Here is a 15,950-nt window from a genome sequence, read left to right as displayed (position 1 = left end):
AGGCATCCTTGCAACGATGGGTGCCATAATAAGGGGGTAATATGACAATATGATGACGGTTTCATGAATTTTTTATGACGCTGCATTCTAAACAGCGAAGTATTCACGCCCGTCTCATCAAACTCAAAAGTCTTTGCATTACCGGCTGGTCGTGGGACACTGCGAAGCGGATTTACCGAACACCGAGGCCCGCATGCCCCTGGAAATACGTCACCTGCGCACCATTGAGGCCGTCGCCCAGTTCGGCAGCCTGGCGGCTGCGGCACAACGCCTGCACCTGACGCCGTCGGCACTCTCCCACCAGTTACGCGGGCTGGAGGCGGAATTCGGTGTCGGCCTGTTGGACCGGGAACGCGGCACGCAGTTGCGCCTGAGCCCCACCGGAGAGGCCTTATTGGCCGTAGCCCGGGAAGTGCTGCCACGCATCCGACAAATGCAGGAAGATCTGCGGCGACGGGCGGCAGGGAATAGCGGCCGTCTGCGTATTGCCGTCGAATGCCATACCTGTTTTGACTGGTTGACCCCCGCCATGAACCACTTTCGCGAGAACTGGCCGGATGTAGAAATGGATCTGGTTTCGGGCTTTCAGCAGGATCCCTTGCCCCTGCTCCAAAATCATCAGGCCGATCTCACGGTGCTCACCGCGCCCGATGTCATGGCCTCCGATATTCTCCTGCATCCACTCTTTGCCTACGAGGTCGTCGCCCTCGTCAACCCCCGGCACGCCTTAGCGCAGCGCAGTTTCCTGACCCCTGAGGATTTTCTGGAAGAAACGCTGATCACTTACCCCGTAGAGGATCGTCGCCTCGACCTTTTCCGCGAGTTCCTCCAGCCGGCGGGTGTGCAACCCTGGCGCCGTCGGCATGCCGAGCTGACCGTCATCATCCTCCAGCTGGTGGCCTCCGGGCAGGGTATCGCCGCGCTACCCGCCTGGGCGGTGGGAAGCTACGGGGAGAAAAACTACGTGCGCGCCATTCCCCTCGGACCGCAGGGCCTCTGGCAGACCCTGCAAGCGGCCACCACGGCGGAGCAGGCGGAGCAAGCGCACATGCAGGCTTTTCTCGCCGAAATTCGCGCCAGCGTGGCGGCCAATCTGTTTGGGGTAAAAGATATTCAGGGCGTATGATCGCCATTCGACACGTATTTGACGGAGCCCAGCAGCGATGACCATAAATACCAGCCAACATCTTGTTTTTGACCATGAACTTATCCGTCGTTACGATCAGCCGGGGCCCCGCTACACCTCGTACCCCACAGCTCCCCATTTCGGCGAAGACTTCGATGAAAGGGCACTGCAAGATGCACTCAACGACTCCAATGCCAGCGGGCGGCCGCTTTCCCTCTACTTTCACATTCCCTTCTGCGAGCATTTGTGCTTTTACTGCGCCTGCACCAAGGTGGTGACTCGTCATCACGGGTGGGGCTCGCCCTATGTCGCCCATCTTGATCAGGAAATGGCCCTGACGCGGAAACACGTTGACGGCAGGCGCCCCGTGGACCAGTTGCATTTCGGCGGCGGCACGCCCACTTTCCTGCGCCGTGATGATATTGCCTTCCTGCTGGACAGCATCGGCAAACACTTTCATCTGCTCCCGGATGACCAAGGCGAATATAGCATCGAAATCGATCCGCGCGCCCTGGAGCCCGACACCCTTCGCCTGCTCCGCGGTTTTGGCTTCAACCGCATCAGCATCGGGGTCCAGGATCTGGACACGGCGGTGCAGAAAGCGGTGCATCGCGAACAAAGCTTTGCCCTTACGGCGGGCGTCATTGATGAAGCGCGCCAACTTGGCTTCCGCTCCGTCAGCCTCGATCTGATCTACGGACTCCCCCTGCAAACCCCGGAAAGCTTTGCCCAGACTCTGGAAGCGGTTCTCGCCTTGCGCCCGGATCGCCTTTCCGTCTTTAATTACGCCCACCTGCCGGACCGCTTCCCGCCGCAAAAACGCATTCTCGATACCGACATCCCCAGTCCGGACATGAAGCTCCGCATCCTCGCTGAGAGCATCGCCACCCTGCAGCAGGCGGGCTATCTCTATATCGGCATGGACCACTTCGCCCTGCCCGACGATGAGTTGACCATCGCCCAGCGGGAAGGCAGCCTGTATCGCAATTTTCAAGGCTACTCGACCCATGCCGGGACCGATTTGCTGGCTTTTGGAATGAGCGCCATCGCCATGGTCGGTCCAACTTACAGTCAGAACATCAAGGATCTGGACGCCTGGGGCGCGATCCTGGACAGTGGTCACTTACCGGTAGAGCGCGGCCTGCGCCTGAGCGACGAAGACTTACTGCGCCGCCACATCATCACCCGCCTGATCTGCGACTTTAGCTTGGATTTTAACGCACTGAACCGACAGTTCCATCTCGACTTCCATCAGCATTTCGCGGCCATTCTGCCTGCCCTGGAGGCCATGGCGAATGATGGACTGCTGCAAATAAACGCCCATGCTCTGACGGTCACTCCGCGAGGACGATTGCTGATTCGCCATATCTGCATGACTTTCGACGCCTATCTGGCGCAAAAAACGGTTCATTATTCACGGGTGATCTAAGGACGTCCTTGGCCCGGCCCGAGGTCCTGATGAGCCTCCATGCCTATCTCTTCGATCGTTATCGGATGCCGTGTGGCAGGGCACTGCTACGATTTATCCTTGACCGGCACCCATCCGCACCCGATAATACGCAGCCCTGACGGTTGTCTCGTCAGGTCCCGCCTTGGGGGATGTAGCTCAGTCGGTAGAGCAGCGGCCTTTTAAGCCGTGGGTCGCGGGTTCGAATCCCGCCGTCCCCACCAACTAAAACAATATCTTATATAACTTTCCGTGCAGATAATTTTCAAATTTTTTGTGGAGTAAATTTCAGGCCCCGGCGGCAATATTTGCGTGGACTTTCTATTCGGAGGAGATTGCGCTCAAAAGACAATGCGCTCTCAGAATACCGATTCGGTATAACAACTAGCCATTGCCAAAGTCCAGCCCTCACCAAGGATTCACCGTAGTATCCTAGAGTAATGGCTCGCCCATTTTTGGCGCGCTGCACGCTATTGGTGCGCAATAATGGTGCGCTCTAGCCTTGGGGACATCCGTTTAGCAAAGACATGCCCATGATTTATTGGGTATTTATGGCGCGTCGCCCTTGGCATTGATATTGCTACCTGTACCTACAGGTATTACAACGGGATCGATATCAATGACATCTACAAAATACGTCTACTCAACCATCACCTCAATGCATCCATTGTACTTACAACTAAAAGAGCAAATACGATCCAGAATACTGGATGGAACATACGCACCACACTCTCAGATGCCGTCCGAAAGTGACATGGTAAAATTTTTCAACGTAAGCAGAACTACGGTAAGACAAGCACTAAGAGATCTCCAATCAGATGGATTGATATTTAAAGTCCCAGGTAAAGGATCATTTGTTTCCCGACCAAAGGCCACACAAGAACTTATTTCTCTCCAAGGCTTTGGCGAAGCAATGGTAGCAAAAGGGCACGAAACATTTTCGACACTGCTCGGGTCGAAAGAAATAATCGAGAATAAGGAGGTAAGATTAAAATTAAAACGTGACGCCATTGATATCATGGAAATTAGGCGATTGCGTTATCTAAATAGAGAACCAATATCCGTAGATATTACTTATGTACCATGCGATATTGGTAGGCGATTAATCCTAGAGGATCTAGCGACGCAAGACATTTTTGTCATCATGGAAAATAAATATGGCCTTCAGCTTGGCCGCGCCGGGATTCAATTAGAATCCATACTGTCAGATGAGGCACTTTCTAGACTTCTAAAAATAGAGGAAGGGTCACCCATTCTAAAAATGGAACGACTTACTTATACGACGGAAGATATGCCAATTGATTATGAACATATTTATTATCGTGGCGACGCATTGAAATACATGATAAATCTTAAGCGGAATCAAGAGGACAAATGAATGAACTCAACATATTCTGAAAAAGAAGTTGATATTCTTGTAGTGGGCGGAGGTACTGCGGGGCCAATGGCCGCAATCAGAGCCAAGGAAGCCAACCCACTCCTCAACGTAATGCTAATTGAAAAAGCAAACGTAAAACGAAGTGGCGCGATCTCCATGGGTATGGATGGTTTAAACAATGCAGTGATACCAGGGCATGCCACGCCTGAGCAATATGTACGTGAAATAACCATTGCCAATGATGGAGTTGTAAACCAGAAAGCCATATTGGCTTACGCCAACAACAGTTTTCAGATGATTCAAAGATTAGACAAATGGGGTGTCAAATTTGAAAAGGATGAAACCGGAGAATTTGCAGTAAAAAAGGTTCACCATCTCGGAAACTATGTGCTTCCCATGCCGGAAGGTCATAATATAAAGAAAATATTATATCGCCTGCTTAGAAAAAACCGAATAGATGTTACGAACAGATATAAAGTAACGCGTGTAGTGGTTGGGCAAAATAAACGTGTTTCAGGCGTCATGGCTGTAGATACAAGAGCTGCAGAGATTACATTGATTAAAGCTAAGGCCGTAATCATTTGCACTGGAGCTGCTGGACGGCTTGGTCTCCCATCTTCTGGTTATTTATTCGGCACGTACGAGAATCCTACCAACGCTGGCGATGGATATGCCATGGCATATCATGCCGGCGCGGAACTCTCCGGCATAGAATGTTTTCAAATAAACCCGTTGATTAAGGATTACAATGGCCCAGCCTGCGCCTATGTAACAGGACCGCTGGGTGGCTACACTGCCAATGCACATGGTGAGCGATTTATTGAGTGTGACTACTGGAGTGGCCAGATGATGCTGGAGTTCTTCAGGGAACTTGAAGGTGGGAACGGGCCCGTCTTTCTCAAGGTAAACCATTTGGCGAAAGAGACTATTTCCACAATAGAAAACATTCTCCATACCAATGAACGTCCTAGCCGTGGCCGGTTCCACGAAGGAAGAGGAACCAACTACCGTCAAGATATGATTGAAATGCACATTTCTGAAATTGGTTTATGCAGTGGCCATAGCGCCTCTGGCATATGGGTAAATGAGCGCGCAGAAACAACTATTCCAGGACTCTACGCCGCTGGAGATGTTGCATGTGTACCGCATAACTATATGTTAGGGGCCTTCGTATACGGTGAGATTGCAGGATTGGAGGCTGTGAAATATTGCGAGAATATGAGCCGCGACAAACCGGATAACGATTTTGCCGCACGTGAGACCGAACGCATTCTACAACCATTAAAACGGAAAGATGGCATTACCCCATATCAAGCCGAATATAAGATAAGACGGCTGGTAAATGACTACCTTCAACCTCCTAAGGTAACAAGGAAGATGGAGCTTGGTTTGCGCCGTTTTTCAGAGATTCGTGAAGATTTAAATGATCTCTGGGCAGATTGCCCGCATAATCTTCTACGGGCTATGGAGGTGCATGATATTCTCGACTGTGCCGAGATGGCGGCGGTATCGTCTCTCTACAGAACAGAAAGTCGGTGGGGCTTGTATCATTACCGAGTAGATTATCCGGAGAAAAATGATGACTGGCTTTGCCATGTGCAGTTATATAAGGATAAAGGTGGGCAGATGGCGTGCAAGAAAATCCCTATTGAACCTTATATATTCGAACCTGATGAAGGTGAGGTGCAGGCGTATGAACGGCTCAGAATTGTCACCAAGGACATGGTATAAATTACCATATAGGATATTATAATGGCTACAGCATCAATGTCTGTTAAGGTTCCAGTATCTGTCGATGCCGACAAGTGTATTGCATCAAAAGGATGTACAGTATGTGTTGATGTATGTCCACTTGATGTGCTTGTGATCGACATAAAGAATGGTGTTGCGCTCATGCAATATGATGAATGTTGGTATTGTACTCCGTGTGAGGTGGATTGTCCCACCCACGCATTGACCGTGGCTATTCCATATCTTGTTAAGTGATGGAAGAAATATTGAAGGAGGCAATTAATGGCACAAGATCAAAAAAGTTATAATCCTGATCCAGATGTGAGACGTTTGGTCATTATTAACGCTATAGAGTCAGACAGAGAGACGGCTTTGAGGTTGATTCTCAATGGATTTGACGATACGAGTAGTGCGGTCCGCGAGGAGGCAGCCAGAGCGATTGCGGATATCCCGGGAGATTACATGTTGGTACCGTTGCTCAAGCTGCTTGAGGACAGTGATGAAAATGTCAGAATGGTAGCAGCGGATACGTTATCAGAGTGCAACTTGAAAGAATTTGGCGATATATATGAGGAGTGGATCACAAGCAAAAATGATTTTGTCCGATCTTCTGTGTTGCGAGCTCTTAGGCCTCTGCGGATTCCTGGTGTGGCCATCTATGCGTTAAAGGGTTTGCATGATTTGTCGCAGCAGGTTCGTTTAGAAAGCGTCGGTATCCTTGGCTACCTGCAAAACCCAGCGTATGCTCACGACCTCTCTAAAATCGCGATAAGTGATGCGAGTGAAGAAGTTAGGCGCGTTGCCATTGGCGCTATTGGATATTCACTGACGCCAGAGACTTTAGCTGCTGCCCTTCAAGGTTTGCATGACAAAGAGTGGCAAGTGCGGGCAGAAGCTGCTGGGACAATTGCCAAACTTGGCGCCGATGGAGTATGTGACGAAGTGGTAAAGGTCATGTCTACAGAAGCGCAATGGCAAGTAATTTCCAAGATATTGGTTGCGCTAGGTAAAATAAAGTGTCATGACGTGGTATCCGAAGTAATTAAAATGTTAGCGTATCCTGTGAGCAATGTCCGCAAGGAAGCCGCGATGTGTCTTGGAGAAATTGGCAACCCTATTGCCATTGACAGTCTGCGCGACGCCCTTTTAGATAGGGATCCGGATGTGAAGAAAATTGCGGCGTGGGCAATAGCAAAGCTACAAGCAATATAGGAGTATTTATAATGACTTTTGTAGTTACAGATAACTGTATCAACTGCAAGTACATGGACTGCGTCGAGGTGTGTCCTGTGGATTGCTTTCATGCCGGCCCAAATTTCCTCGTTATAGATCCAATGGAGTGTATTGACTGCACTTTATGCGAACCTGAATGTCCCGCAGGTGCTATTTATAAAGACAGTGATATCCCGCATGAATTTCGTGAATTTATTGAACTAAATGTGCGTCTATCCTCTCAATGGCCGGTGATTACTGAGCGGACCATTACTCCTGTAGATGCGGATAAATGGGATGGTGTAGCTCACAAGATAGGTCACATTATTGACGCTGAGTAACAACACCAGCCTGGGACAGATAAATGAGTCTTATGATGAATGAATTTTCTTATTCAGAACTTTTCACCGCAGCCGGACTGCTTCGCCTCGATGCCGATTTTTTGCGACAGTTGAGCACGCAGGATGGCGGGTTGGCGACCAGCCTCCGTGCCTATCGCGATGGCAAGCAGCAGCCGCTCAGCGGGCAAGCCCAGAGTGAGTTTTTGTTATGTCTTGCGCCGCATCTTGAGCGGTTTATCGCCCGGCTTTTTTGTGTGGAGTCGGAGGTGGCGGAGTTGCAGGCCCGGACCCGCAGCCATGATGTCGTCATGGATTTCAAGAAGCATTTCGTGCTGCGCCGCGCGCGCCGTTACCGGGGCGAGTTTTCCGAATCCTTTGCTGATCTCGATCACTGGCTGGATGCACAAATCCAGCAGCGATGCTGGCCGCGGGAGGATCGCGAATGGGCGATTGCCCGGCTGGGCGAAGAATGGCTCAAGGATGAAGTGGCGCATGCCGCGGCCATTCACCGTTTGACGCAGTGGTGTGCCCTTATCCTCAGCGACCCACAGGCCGCTCTGGCGGTGCCGGGTTGGTCGAGTTTCCGTCTGCCGCAGCGCGTGGATCACGAAGCCCTGGTGCCGCTGCAGCGGCGCGATGATCTCCAGGGCGCGCCCTTTGTCGCGCCGCAAGGCACCTTGCGGCGCCGTGACAGTTTTCATCTCACGGATCAGCGGATGGACCCGCGCGGGGTCCAGAACGAAGTGCATTATTGTCTGTATTGCCATGATCATGAGGGGGATTTCTGCTCCAAAGGGTTTCCGGAGAAGAAAGGGGTGCCGGAACTGGGTCTCAAGGTGGACCCGCTGGGTGTGACCCTGACCGGCTGCCCCCTGGAAGAAAAGATCTCGGAAATGCAGCTCCTCAAGCGCGATGGTCTCAACATTGCCGCGCTCGCCATGGCGATGGTGGACAACCCCATGGTCCCCGCCACCGGACACCGCATCTGCAACGACTGTATGAAGGCCTGTGTCTACCAGAAGCAGGACCCGGTGAATATCCCGCAGGTGGAGACCCGGATCCTCACGGACGTGCTGAATCTGCCCTGGGGGGTCGAGATTTACGATCTGCTCACCCGCTGGAATCCGTTGCGGCACACGCAATATCTGGCGCAGCCCTACAACGGGCGGAAGGTGCTGGTGGCGGGTATGGGGCCGGCGGGTTTCACCATGGCCCATCATCTGTTACAGGAGGGCTGTGCGGTCGTGGGGATAGACGGCCTGAAAATCGAACCGCTGCCCCAGCCATGGCTGGAGCAGCCCATTCGCGACTGGAGCAGTCTCCAGGAGGACCTCGATGAGCGGATCCTGCTGGGATTCGGCGGGGTGGCCGAATATGGCATTACCGTCCGTTGGGACAAGAATTTCCTCAAACTGATTTATCTGACCCTGGCGCGGCGCCCGAATTTTCAGATTTTCGGTGGTGTGCGGCTGGGCGGCACCATCACCCTGGAGAATGCCTGGGAGTTGGGTTTCGATCATGTCTGTATTGCCACGGGCGCGGGCTTGCCGCGGGTGGTGCCCATGGGCGAGAGCCTGGCGCGCGGGATGCGCCAGGCCAGTGATTTCCTGATGGCCTTGCAGCTGACCGGGGCGGGCAAGCAATCCAGTCTCGCCAATCTGCAGGTGCGTCTGCCGGCGGTGGTGATTGGCGGTGGTCTGACGGCGGTGGATACGGCGACCGAGGTGCAGGCCTACTATGTGCGGCAGGTGGAGAAGGTCTTGGCGCGCTACGAAGCGATGGCGGCGCGCTCCGGGGAAGAAAAGCTCCGTGCCGGGCTGGCTGCCGAGGATGCGGAGATTCTGGAAGAGTTCCTGACCCATGGCCGGGCGGTGCGGGCGGAGCGGGAGCGGGCTGCCTGCGCGGGTGAGGCACCCAATTTCGTGCCGCTGATCCAGTCCTGGGGCGGCGTGACCCTGGCGTATCGCAAAGGCATGCGGCAGTCGCCCGCCTATACGCGCAACCATGAGGAACTCATCAAGGCCATGGAAGAAGGCCTGTACTATGGCGAGGGTCTCGATCCACTGCGGGCCGAACTGGACAGCCATGGGCATATCGCGCACATGGTCTTCCGCCGGATGCGCGAAGTGGAAGGGCGCTGGCTGGCCAGTGATCAGGATCTGCGGCTGCCCGCCCGTGCCGTCTTTATCGCCGCCGGCACCGTCCCCAATACCATCTACGAACGGGAATATCCGGGGACTTTCCAATTGGATGGGGACCATTTCCAGACCCATGTGGCCCACGATAACGGGCCGTTGCAGGCGGTGCAGGTGGCTGAACATTGCAAGGCACCGGAGGCCGGTCCCTTTACGTCCTATGGCGACGGCAGCGGGCATCGGATCAGTTTTATTGGGGATACGCATCCGGTGTTTCATGGCAGCGTGGTCAAGGCCATTGCTTCGGCCAAGGCGACGTATCCGCAGGTCATGCACGGTTTGGGGACCTTGGCGGCGGCCGGCGATTTTGACCTGCGGCGTTTTCAGCAACGCCTGCAGCAGGTGCTGAGCATGCGGGTATTGCGTATCGATCGCAGCAATCCCGCCGTTACCGAGCTGTGGGTGGAGGCCCCGCTGGCGGCCCGCAATTTCCGGCCAGGGCAGTTTTTCCGCTTGCAGACGTATGAGTCCCATAGCGGGATCGAAGAGGGCACCCGTTTGCAGATTCCGGTGCTGACCGTCAGTGGTGCGGGGGTGGAAGGGGACGCGGTGCGTCTTTTGATTCTGCAGTGGGGCACCGGGCCGCGCCTGGTGGGCCGCTTGCAGCCGGGCGATTCCCTTATTCTCATGGGGCCGACCGGGGCCCCCACGGACATCCCCACGGGTAAGACGATTCTGGTGGTCGCCGGACGCTGGGGTGCGGCGGTGATGCTGGATATCGGCCCGGCCTTGCGGGCGGCGGGCAACCGCGTGCTCTATGTGGCGGCCCTGGCGAAAGCCAGTGAACTGGATAACCAGGCGGAACTGGAAGCGGCGGCGGATCAGATCATCTGGTGTACGGGCAGCGGCCCCTTGATCGCTCCCCATCGGCCGCAGGATCTCAGTGTGGAAGCCAGCGACATGGTGGCTCTGCTGTGCGCCTATGGGGCCGGGGCATTGCCCGGACAATCCACGCAGGGCGATGCGGGGATAGCGCTGAACAGCGTGGATCGTCTGATGGTCATGGGTTCCACCGGCCTGCTCAAGGGTTTTCAAAAGGCGCTGAAGGCGGAGTTACAGCCCTATTTCCGGGCGGATCTGGAGGCTACCGCGACGGTGGGCAGCCCCATGCAGTGCATGCTCAAAGGGGTATGCGCCCAGTGTTTGCAATGGCAGATCGACCCGGAGACGGGGCAGCGCACCAAGGCGGTGTTCTCCTGCGCGCAGCAGGATCAGCCCCTGGCCTGGGTGGACCTCGATAACCTCACCGCACGACAAGGTCAAAATCGCTTGCTGGAGTATCTATCCAGTAAATGGCTAAATATGGTGCTAACAGATAACAAAAGGCGTCAATGATTACATGAAGACATTATCAGCACTCCAAAAATATCTTTTGATTCACATTCATGACGAAGCAAATCGTTGTCAGAGTTGCGGAATGCCGCTGCGATTTGATAAAAATAACTCATCCTCTGGCATATATTGTTCATTTTGTCATGATGGCACATCATTTATTGACAAAAACCTCACTCTACAGGAAATGAAGTGCAAGGTAAGAAAATTATTATCAGAGAGAAAAGCGAACAGATTTATCAAACTATACTTGATCATGCGCCTAAGCACGTTGAAGAGATGGAAATCTGGTTGGTATTAGAATTTCGACATCCGTGAGAACCAGCATAATGCTGGGCGCATGCCCACTGTATATTCTATCGAGAATATTTCTACAGCTTGAATTGCACCATACAGACGCACAAAATTGAAGCGCGACGCACAGCTATAGTGCACCTGAATGGCATATGAAGCAATTCTAATGATTACACCATACTGTTTTCTATGACTTTTTATAATTTCCTCAGGGATTGCCGGACTGGCACAAGGATTGCTTAGCCTGTAGGTACAGGTTCCCACATGCTGGAGGTTCACAAATGTTACGCCTATCGCTCTGTATAGTTACAGCAATCTCGGTGACTGCAGCATCGCCCGCCTTCTCTAAAACGATAACAATAAGTATTGGCTACCAATCCATGTGTACAGATACATACCCGGCTGGAACGGTGCTAAAGGGGCTGGATCTGTTGCAAAAATATCTACCCCATACAGGTAAATACGCAGGCGTTAAATATCATATAATATGGCGGGATTATGGTTCCGGGGCTCCCATAACAAATATGATGATGGCCGGCAAGCTTGATTTCGGAACAATGGGTGATTATCCATTGATAGTGAACGGTGCGAAGTTCCAACAAACATCAACAGAAAGAACCTATTTGATTACGATGACAGGATACAACCTGGATGGCGCAGGTAATGGCATCGTTGTGCCTATTAATTCTAAAATAACCAATGTAAAAGAGTTGGAAGGAAAAACAATCTCGACTCCTGTCGGGAGTTCAGCGTGGGGAATGCTCTATGAAATGGCTGCAGACAATCACATACCATTCTCGTCTTTTCATATTGTAAACCAAAGCCCAATGGCCGGTATCGCAGCCATTACAGCAAACAAAATACCCGCGCATGCTGATTTCTGTCCAATATCAGAGGACATGGAATATAAAAAAGTTGGCAGAATGATTTATAACGGTGAGGAAACGCATGTTCCATACCTTCATGGCGCTGTAGTAACCGCATCGTTTGCCAAAAAATATCCTGAAATTGTCGTTGCATACGATAAGGCAGTAATAGAAGCAGACCAGTGGATAACGAACAATCCATATAATGCAAGCAAAACTATCGCAAAATGGACGATGATGCCCAAAGAAGTCCTTTACCTATATTTTAGTCGCGGTGGGTACCTTACCATGGATCCGACTATTACCCAAAAATGGGTAAAAACACTACAATATGATCACACTATTTTAGCTAAAAATGCGAGCATTCCCACTCTTAATTTTAAAGACTGGGTTAATCCTAAATATCAGAAAACAGCATATAAACAATTAGGATTAAAATACAGCGCGGCAAGTGTCGGTGCCTACAACCCTAAAAACAACATCACCCTCCCTCCTGAAATATGGGTTCAGGGTAGTGGAATACAAAAGTATAAGTCCGTAAGATCAATGCTGATAGCCGCAAAAGCAGATATTGAGTCGCATAAGAAAATTTATGCTATTTATGTGTATGACCATACAACTGGGCTTAAGTTATTTGGCAATTATGCATACTATATAAAGAACGGCAACAACTACACTGCCTACATGACGGAAGAAGGCGCAAAAAATGACGCGCACGGCACCCCCGTCTACAGCTATAAACAGATTCTTTCTACAGTATAGCCATCCAAAAGGATGATCAAAGTAACATGGCGATACTATTCTGATTATCATTATGATGATGGTCGTCGCCATAATTATTCACAAAATATGTGAGGACTATAATGATTGCTTCAGATCATGAACAGGATCATAAACCGCAGACTTTCAATGATCACATGATGAAAACATCATCATTTTCCGTTAACTATTGGCTGGATTACATAGTCAGGTTATTTTATATTGGGAAACATTCCGTGCGCATCTTTGTTATACCGTTGCTGTCAATCATGGTAGGTCTTCTAGCTTGGCAGGGATTAACTCAAACTCACGCGGATATAATCCTCGACTTCTCAAATATCCCATCACCATTACATGTCTATAAATCTTTTTTGAATGTGGTTGTTACCAAAACATACTGGAAAGATATTTATTGGAGCCTCTACCGAATAGCTCTGGCATTCACTATAGGATCTCTTGTCGGTGTTACTGTCGGTGTCGCCTTGGGTTATAGTGCCATACTTCGCCTGATAATTGCGCCGTATATTGAGATAATGCGACCAATACCAGCCATTGCGTGGGTTCCAATGTCGATTCTTATGTGGCCCACAACAGAGCAAAGCATCGTATTTATCACTTTCCTTGGCGCGGTCTTTCCCATTGTTCTGAATACATGGGATGGAGTAAAGCGGGTACCCATAGAATTAGTCAAGGCAGCAAGATCACTAGGTGCCAATCGTATAAGTGTATTATTTCACGTGGTAATTCCCTACGCGATTCCTAATATCACTGTTGGGATGGCACTGGGGATGGGTGCCGCATGGTTTGCTCTTCTGGCCGGGGAAATGATCAGTGGAAGATATGGGATAGGGTATTTTACATGGGAATCATATGAACTGATTCAATATGGAAATATTATTGTCGGAATGCTTACGATTGGCATTCTGAGTTCCATCACATCTGGGGCAATATATCTTATTAAACGTAAGATTGTTCCATGGTCTGAATGAGCTGCAAGCACGTAAATGAGGCTATAACTATGGAAGACATTGGACATATTGAAATTCAACATGTTTGCCTGGGATATAAATCCGGTTTGGATACCAGAACTGTCATAAAAGACCTATCTTTAACCCTTGGCGCCGGATCATTCACGTCTCTTATTGGCTCATCCGGCTGTGGGAAAAGCACCCTGTTAAATGCAATAGGTGGACACTACAAACCATTATCTGGCAGCATCCTTCTTGATGGGGTTGAAATAAAAACTCCAAGTGCTGACCTCGGCATAGTTTTTCAACAGCATACGCTTTTCCCATGGAAAACGGTTAAGGAAAATGTGCGATTTGGACCTATGCGACGGGGTGCAGGAAGGGTTGTATCAGACAAGCTTGCAGATGAATATATCGAACTTGTTGGACTTTCAGGCTATGAAAACTATTACCCTAAAATGCTTTCTGGTGGAATGCAACACCGCGCTGAAATAGCGCGTGCCCTGGCTAATAAACCTGCTGTGTTATTGATGGATGAGCCGTTTGGTGCGTTGGATGCGCAAATGAGAGTATCATTGCAAGATAGTTTGTTGTCTATATGGCAGAACACTCACGTTACCATTGTATTTGTTACTCATGATGTAGATGAAGCAATTCGCCTTAGCCAACGGGTCGTTATTATATCGCAGAGATCCGGCTCAATTTCCTCAATCATAGAAACCAACAAGACTCATAATGAGTCTATAGAACAATCTGCAGAACGAACACACGAATTGAAAAGTCGCTGCCTTACACTACTGTCTTCTTAGTAAAGAAAAAACTGATCGCGATAAAAAATTTTTGTTATATCAAGAGGATTTATAGGATGAATAAAAGATTATTTTTAGCCGCTCTTTTTATGTCGACATCATATCCTGTTTTAGCCGATTCAGATACACTAACCCAATTCTTCCAGAAAAGTAAAATATATGGTCAGGTGCGATCATACTATTTTAGTCGTCTCTATGGCGCAACGCATGTACCAAATCAATCTTCTTTTGCCATTGGTGGTCTACTTAATATTAAAAGTGCACCATTTCTTGGCGGTTTTGGTGTTGGTGTTAGTTTCTACACAGCCAATGATCTTGGAACCCATGGGTATTCGCCATCAACGGTTGATACCACCATGATGGGATTAACGCCATCGTTAAATGCCCTTGGCCAAGCATATGTCCAGTATGCCAAACCAGGAAAAGTACTCGTGCGGGCGGGTGATCAAATAATTAGTACCCCATGGATGAATAATTCTGATGCACGTATTTTACCGGCTACCTATCAAGCTTTATTCGCTCAATACAGCCCGCTCCCGGATGTAAAGCTGGAAGCGTTGAGAGAGTTCCGCTGGAAAAGTCGCACGTCCCCAAATTACTACAAAGACAATCTATATTACGCTACAGGATATAGTGGTGACCCTGTTTATGGTGGTGTGCCAAAACTTCCAAATTCTGACCCACAGGCGCAGGGCACTCTAGCTTTTGGCGCCAGCACCACCGCTTTGGGTGCAAAAGCTCAGGCTTGGTATTATGATTTCTATCATTTTGCGAAAATGTTCTATAGTTCAGGGTCATACACTCTCAGAACTGCGACGGGGATTGATCCTCTTGTTGGTGTTCAGTTCGTTCGAGAGTGGGAAAATAATAGCTTGTTGAATAGCAGCCTGGGTGCACAAGGTGTTGATAACATCATAGGTAATACGGTGAATAGTAGTGCCTGGGGTATTCAGTTTGGTGCTAATTTTGACATTGCGCCTAATATACTTGGAAAGGGCCAATTAACTTGGTCATACAATGAGATTGTTCCCCATATCGGAGCTATTGGAGGGGGTGCCATTGTCTCACCATATACCATCGGATATGCTACGGATCCGCTGTATACTACTTCGATGATTCGTGGATTAGTAGAAATGGGGCCGGGCAATGGCTGGAAGGTGAAATGGATACAGAATATTCTCCACAAGCAGCTTCTATTGATGACAGCTTTTGCACGTTATCATACATACTACAATGGCAACAGTAATGATGCTTATATGGATCTTACTTATTTTCCCGGTGGTATGCTTAAAGGATTGTCCGTTCGTGATCGAATGGAAGTTGCGAACGGAGGATTGGTGCATGATGCTCCACTCAACCCACACAACAAGACTTTTGTTTATAATAGGGTTATGCTGACTTACATGTTTTAGGTTCTCCACTGTTTTAAGTGAGCAACCCGAACTGTAGCTTCCCCCAAAACGGGGAGGGGCTAACCGGTTAATCCTGCGAT

13 protein-coding genes and 1 tRNA gene are annotated in these 15,950 nt (G+C 50.1%); all 14 read left to right on the top strand.

Annotated elements, in window-relative coordinates; genetic code table 11:
• Positions 1-193 precede the first annotated feature (193 nt).
• Positions 194-1,126 carry a LysR family transcriptional regulator gene (locus PJU76_RS00460; protein ID WP_271780012.1) on the top strand — a complete coding sequence of 311 codons (933 nt, stop codon included), beginning with the start codon at positions 194-196 and terminating at the stop codon, positions 1,124-1,126.
• A gap of 37 nt (positions 1,127-1,163) precedes the next feature.
• Complete coding sequence (gene hemN, locus PJU76_RS00455; protein WP_271780011.1) at positions 1,164-2,555, top strand: oxygen-independent coproporphyrinogen III oxidase; 1,392 nt, start codon at positions 1,164-1,166, stop codon at positions 2,553-2,555.
• Between the two features lie 166 nt (positions 2,556-2,721).
• A tRNA-Lys gene (locus PJU76_RS00450) sits at positions 2,722-2,797 on the top strand.
• Between the two features lie 395 nt (positions 2,798-3,192).
• Positions 3,193-3,951, top strand: coding sequence for a GntR family transcriptional regulator (locus PJU76_RS00445; protein ID WP_271780010.1), 759 nt, complete (start codon positions 3,193-3,195; stop codon positions 3,949-3,951).
• On the top strand, positions 3,952-5,682 hold the full coding sequence (locus PJU76_RS00440; RefSeq protein ID WP_271780009.1) for a fumarate reductase/succinate dehydrogenase flavoprotein subunit: 1,731 nt from the start codon (positions 3,952-3,954) through the stop codon (positions 5,680-5,682).
• 21 nt (positions 5,683-5,703) lie between these two features.
• Positions 5,704-5,937: a 4Fe-4S dicluster domain-containing protein gene (locus PJU76_RS13640; RefSeq protein ID WP_408629741.1), complete on the top strand. Its 234-nt coding sequence runs from the start codon at positions 5,704-5,706 to the stop codon at positions 5,935-5,937.
• Between the two features lie 27 nt (positions 5,938-5,964).
• Positions 5,965-6,894, top strand: coding sequence for a HEAT repeat domain-containing protein (locus PJU76_RS00435; RefSeq protein WP_271780008.1), 930 nt, complete (start codon positions 5,965-5,967; stop codon positions 6,892-6,894).
• An 11-nt stretch (positions 6,895-6,905) separates the two neighbouring features.
• Positions 6,906-7,235: a ferredoxin FdxA gene (gene fdxA / locus PJU76_RS00430; RefSeq protein WP_065412767.1), complete on the top strand. Its 330-nt coding sequence runs from the start codon at positions 6,906-6,908 to the stop codon at positions 7,233-7,235.
• A gap of 35 nt (positions 7,236-7,270) precedes the next feature.
• The gene (locus PJU76_RS00425; protein ID WP_271780007.1) at positions 7,271-10,765 is read left to right on the top strand and encodes an FAD-dependent oxidoreductase; all 3,495 of its coding nucleotides are present in this window, start codon (positions 7,271-7,273) and stop codon (positions 10,763-10,765) included.
• Positions 10,766-10,769: 4 nt separating this feature from the next.
• The gene (locus PJU76_RS00420) at positions 10,770-11,063 is read left to right on the top strand and encodes a zinc ribbon domain-containing protein (RefSeq protein WP_271780006.1); all 294 of its coding nucleotides are present in this window, start codon (positions 10,770-10,772) and stop codon (positions 11,061-11,063) included.
• A 274-nt stretch (positions 11,064-11,337) separates the two neighbouring features.
• Complete coding sequence (locus PJU76_RS00415; RefSeq protein ID WP_271780005.1) at positions 11,338-12,684, top strand: ABC transporter substrate-binding protein; 1,347 nt, start codon at positions 11,338-11,340, stop codon at positions 12,682-12,684.
• Between the two features lie 101 nt (positions 12,685-12,785).
• A complete protein-coding gene (locus tag PJU76_RS00410; RefSeq protein WP_215860723.1) occupies positions 12,786-13,670 on the top strand; it encodes an ABC transporter permease in 885 nt (294 codons plus the stop codon).
• Between the two features lie 29 nt (positions 13,671-13,699).
• Complete coding sequence (locus tag PJU76_RS00405) at positions 13,700-14,458, top strand: ABC transporter ATP-binding protein (protein ID WP_271780004.1); 759 nt, start codon at positions 13,700-13,702, stop codon at positions 14,456-14,458.
• A 56-nt stretch (positions 14,459-14,514) separates the two neighbouring features.
• The gene (locus PJU76_RS00400) at positions 14,515-15,870 is read left to right on the top strand and encodes an OprD family outer membrane porin (protein WP_271780003.1); all 1,356 of its coding nucleotides are present in this window, start codon (positions 14,515-14,517) and stop codon (positions 15,868-15,870) included.
• The last annotated feature ends 80 nt before the right edge of the window (positions 15,871-15,950 follow it).

The organism is Acidithiobacillus ferriphilus, from assembly GCF_028215975.1.
Taxonomy (GTDB): Bacteria; Pseudomonadota; Gammaproteobacteria; order Acidithiobacillales; family Acidithiobacillaceae; genus Acidithiobacillus; species Acidithiobacillus ferriphilus.
This window is presented reverse-complemented; position numbering and strand designations above follow the sequence as displayed.

Coding starts and splice junctions, on each gene's coding strand:
- PJU76_RS00460 (WP_271780012.1), top strand. CDS start 194: ATGCCCCTGGAAATACGTCACCTGCGCACCATTGAGGCCGTCGCCCAG.
- hemN (WP_271780011.1), top strand. CDS start 1,164: ATGACCATAAATACCAGCCAACATCTTGTTTTTGACCATGAACTTATC.
- PJU76_RS00445 (WP_271780010.1), top strand. CDS start 3,193: ATGACATCTACAAAATACGTCTACTCAACCATCACCTCAATGCATCCA.
- PJU76_RS00440 (WP_271780009.1), top strand. CDS start 3,952: ATGAACTCAACATATTCTGAAAAAGAAGTTGATATTCTTGTAGTGGGC.
- PJU76_RS13640 (WP_408629741.1), top strand. CDS start 5,704: ATGGCTACAGCATCAATGTCTGTTAAGGTTCCAGTATCTGTCGATGCC.
- PJU76_RS00435 (WP_271780008.1), top strand. CDS start 5,965: ATGGCACAAGATCAAAAAAGTTATAATCCTGATCCAGATGTGAGACGT.
- fdxA (WP_065412767.1), top strand. CDS start 6,906: ATGACTTTTGTAGTTACAGATAACTGTATCAACTGCAAGTACATGGAC.
- PJU76_RS00425 (WP_271780007.1), top strand. CDS start 7,271: ATGAATGAATTTTCTTATTCAGAACTTTTCACCGCAGCCGGACTGCTT.
- PJU76_RS00420 (WP_271780006.1), top strand. CDS start 10,770: ATGAAGACATTATCAGCACTCCAAAAATATCTTTTGATTCACATTCAT.
- PJU76_RS00415 (WP_271780005.1), top strand. CDS start 11,338: ATGTTACGCCTATCGCTCTGTATAGTTACAGCAATCTCGGTGACTGCA.
- PJU76_RS00410 (WP_215860723.1), top strand. CDS start 12,786: ATGATTGCTTCAGATCATGAACAGGATCATAAACCGCAGACTTTCAAT.
- PJU76_RS00405 (WP_271780004.1), top strand. CDS start 13,700: ATGGAAGACATTGGACATATTGAAATTCAACATGTTTGCCTGGGATAT.
- PJU76_RS00400 (WP_271780003.1), top strand. CDS start 14,515: ATGAATAAAAGATTATTTTTAGCCGCTCTTTTTATGTCGACATCATAT.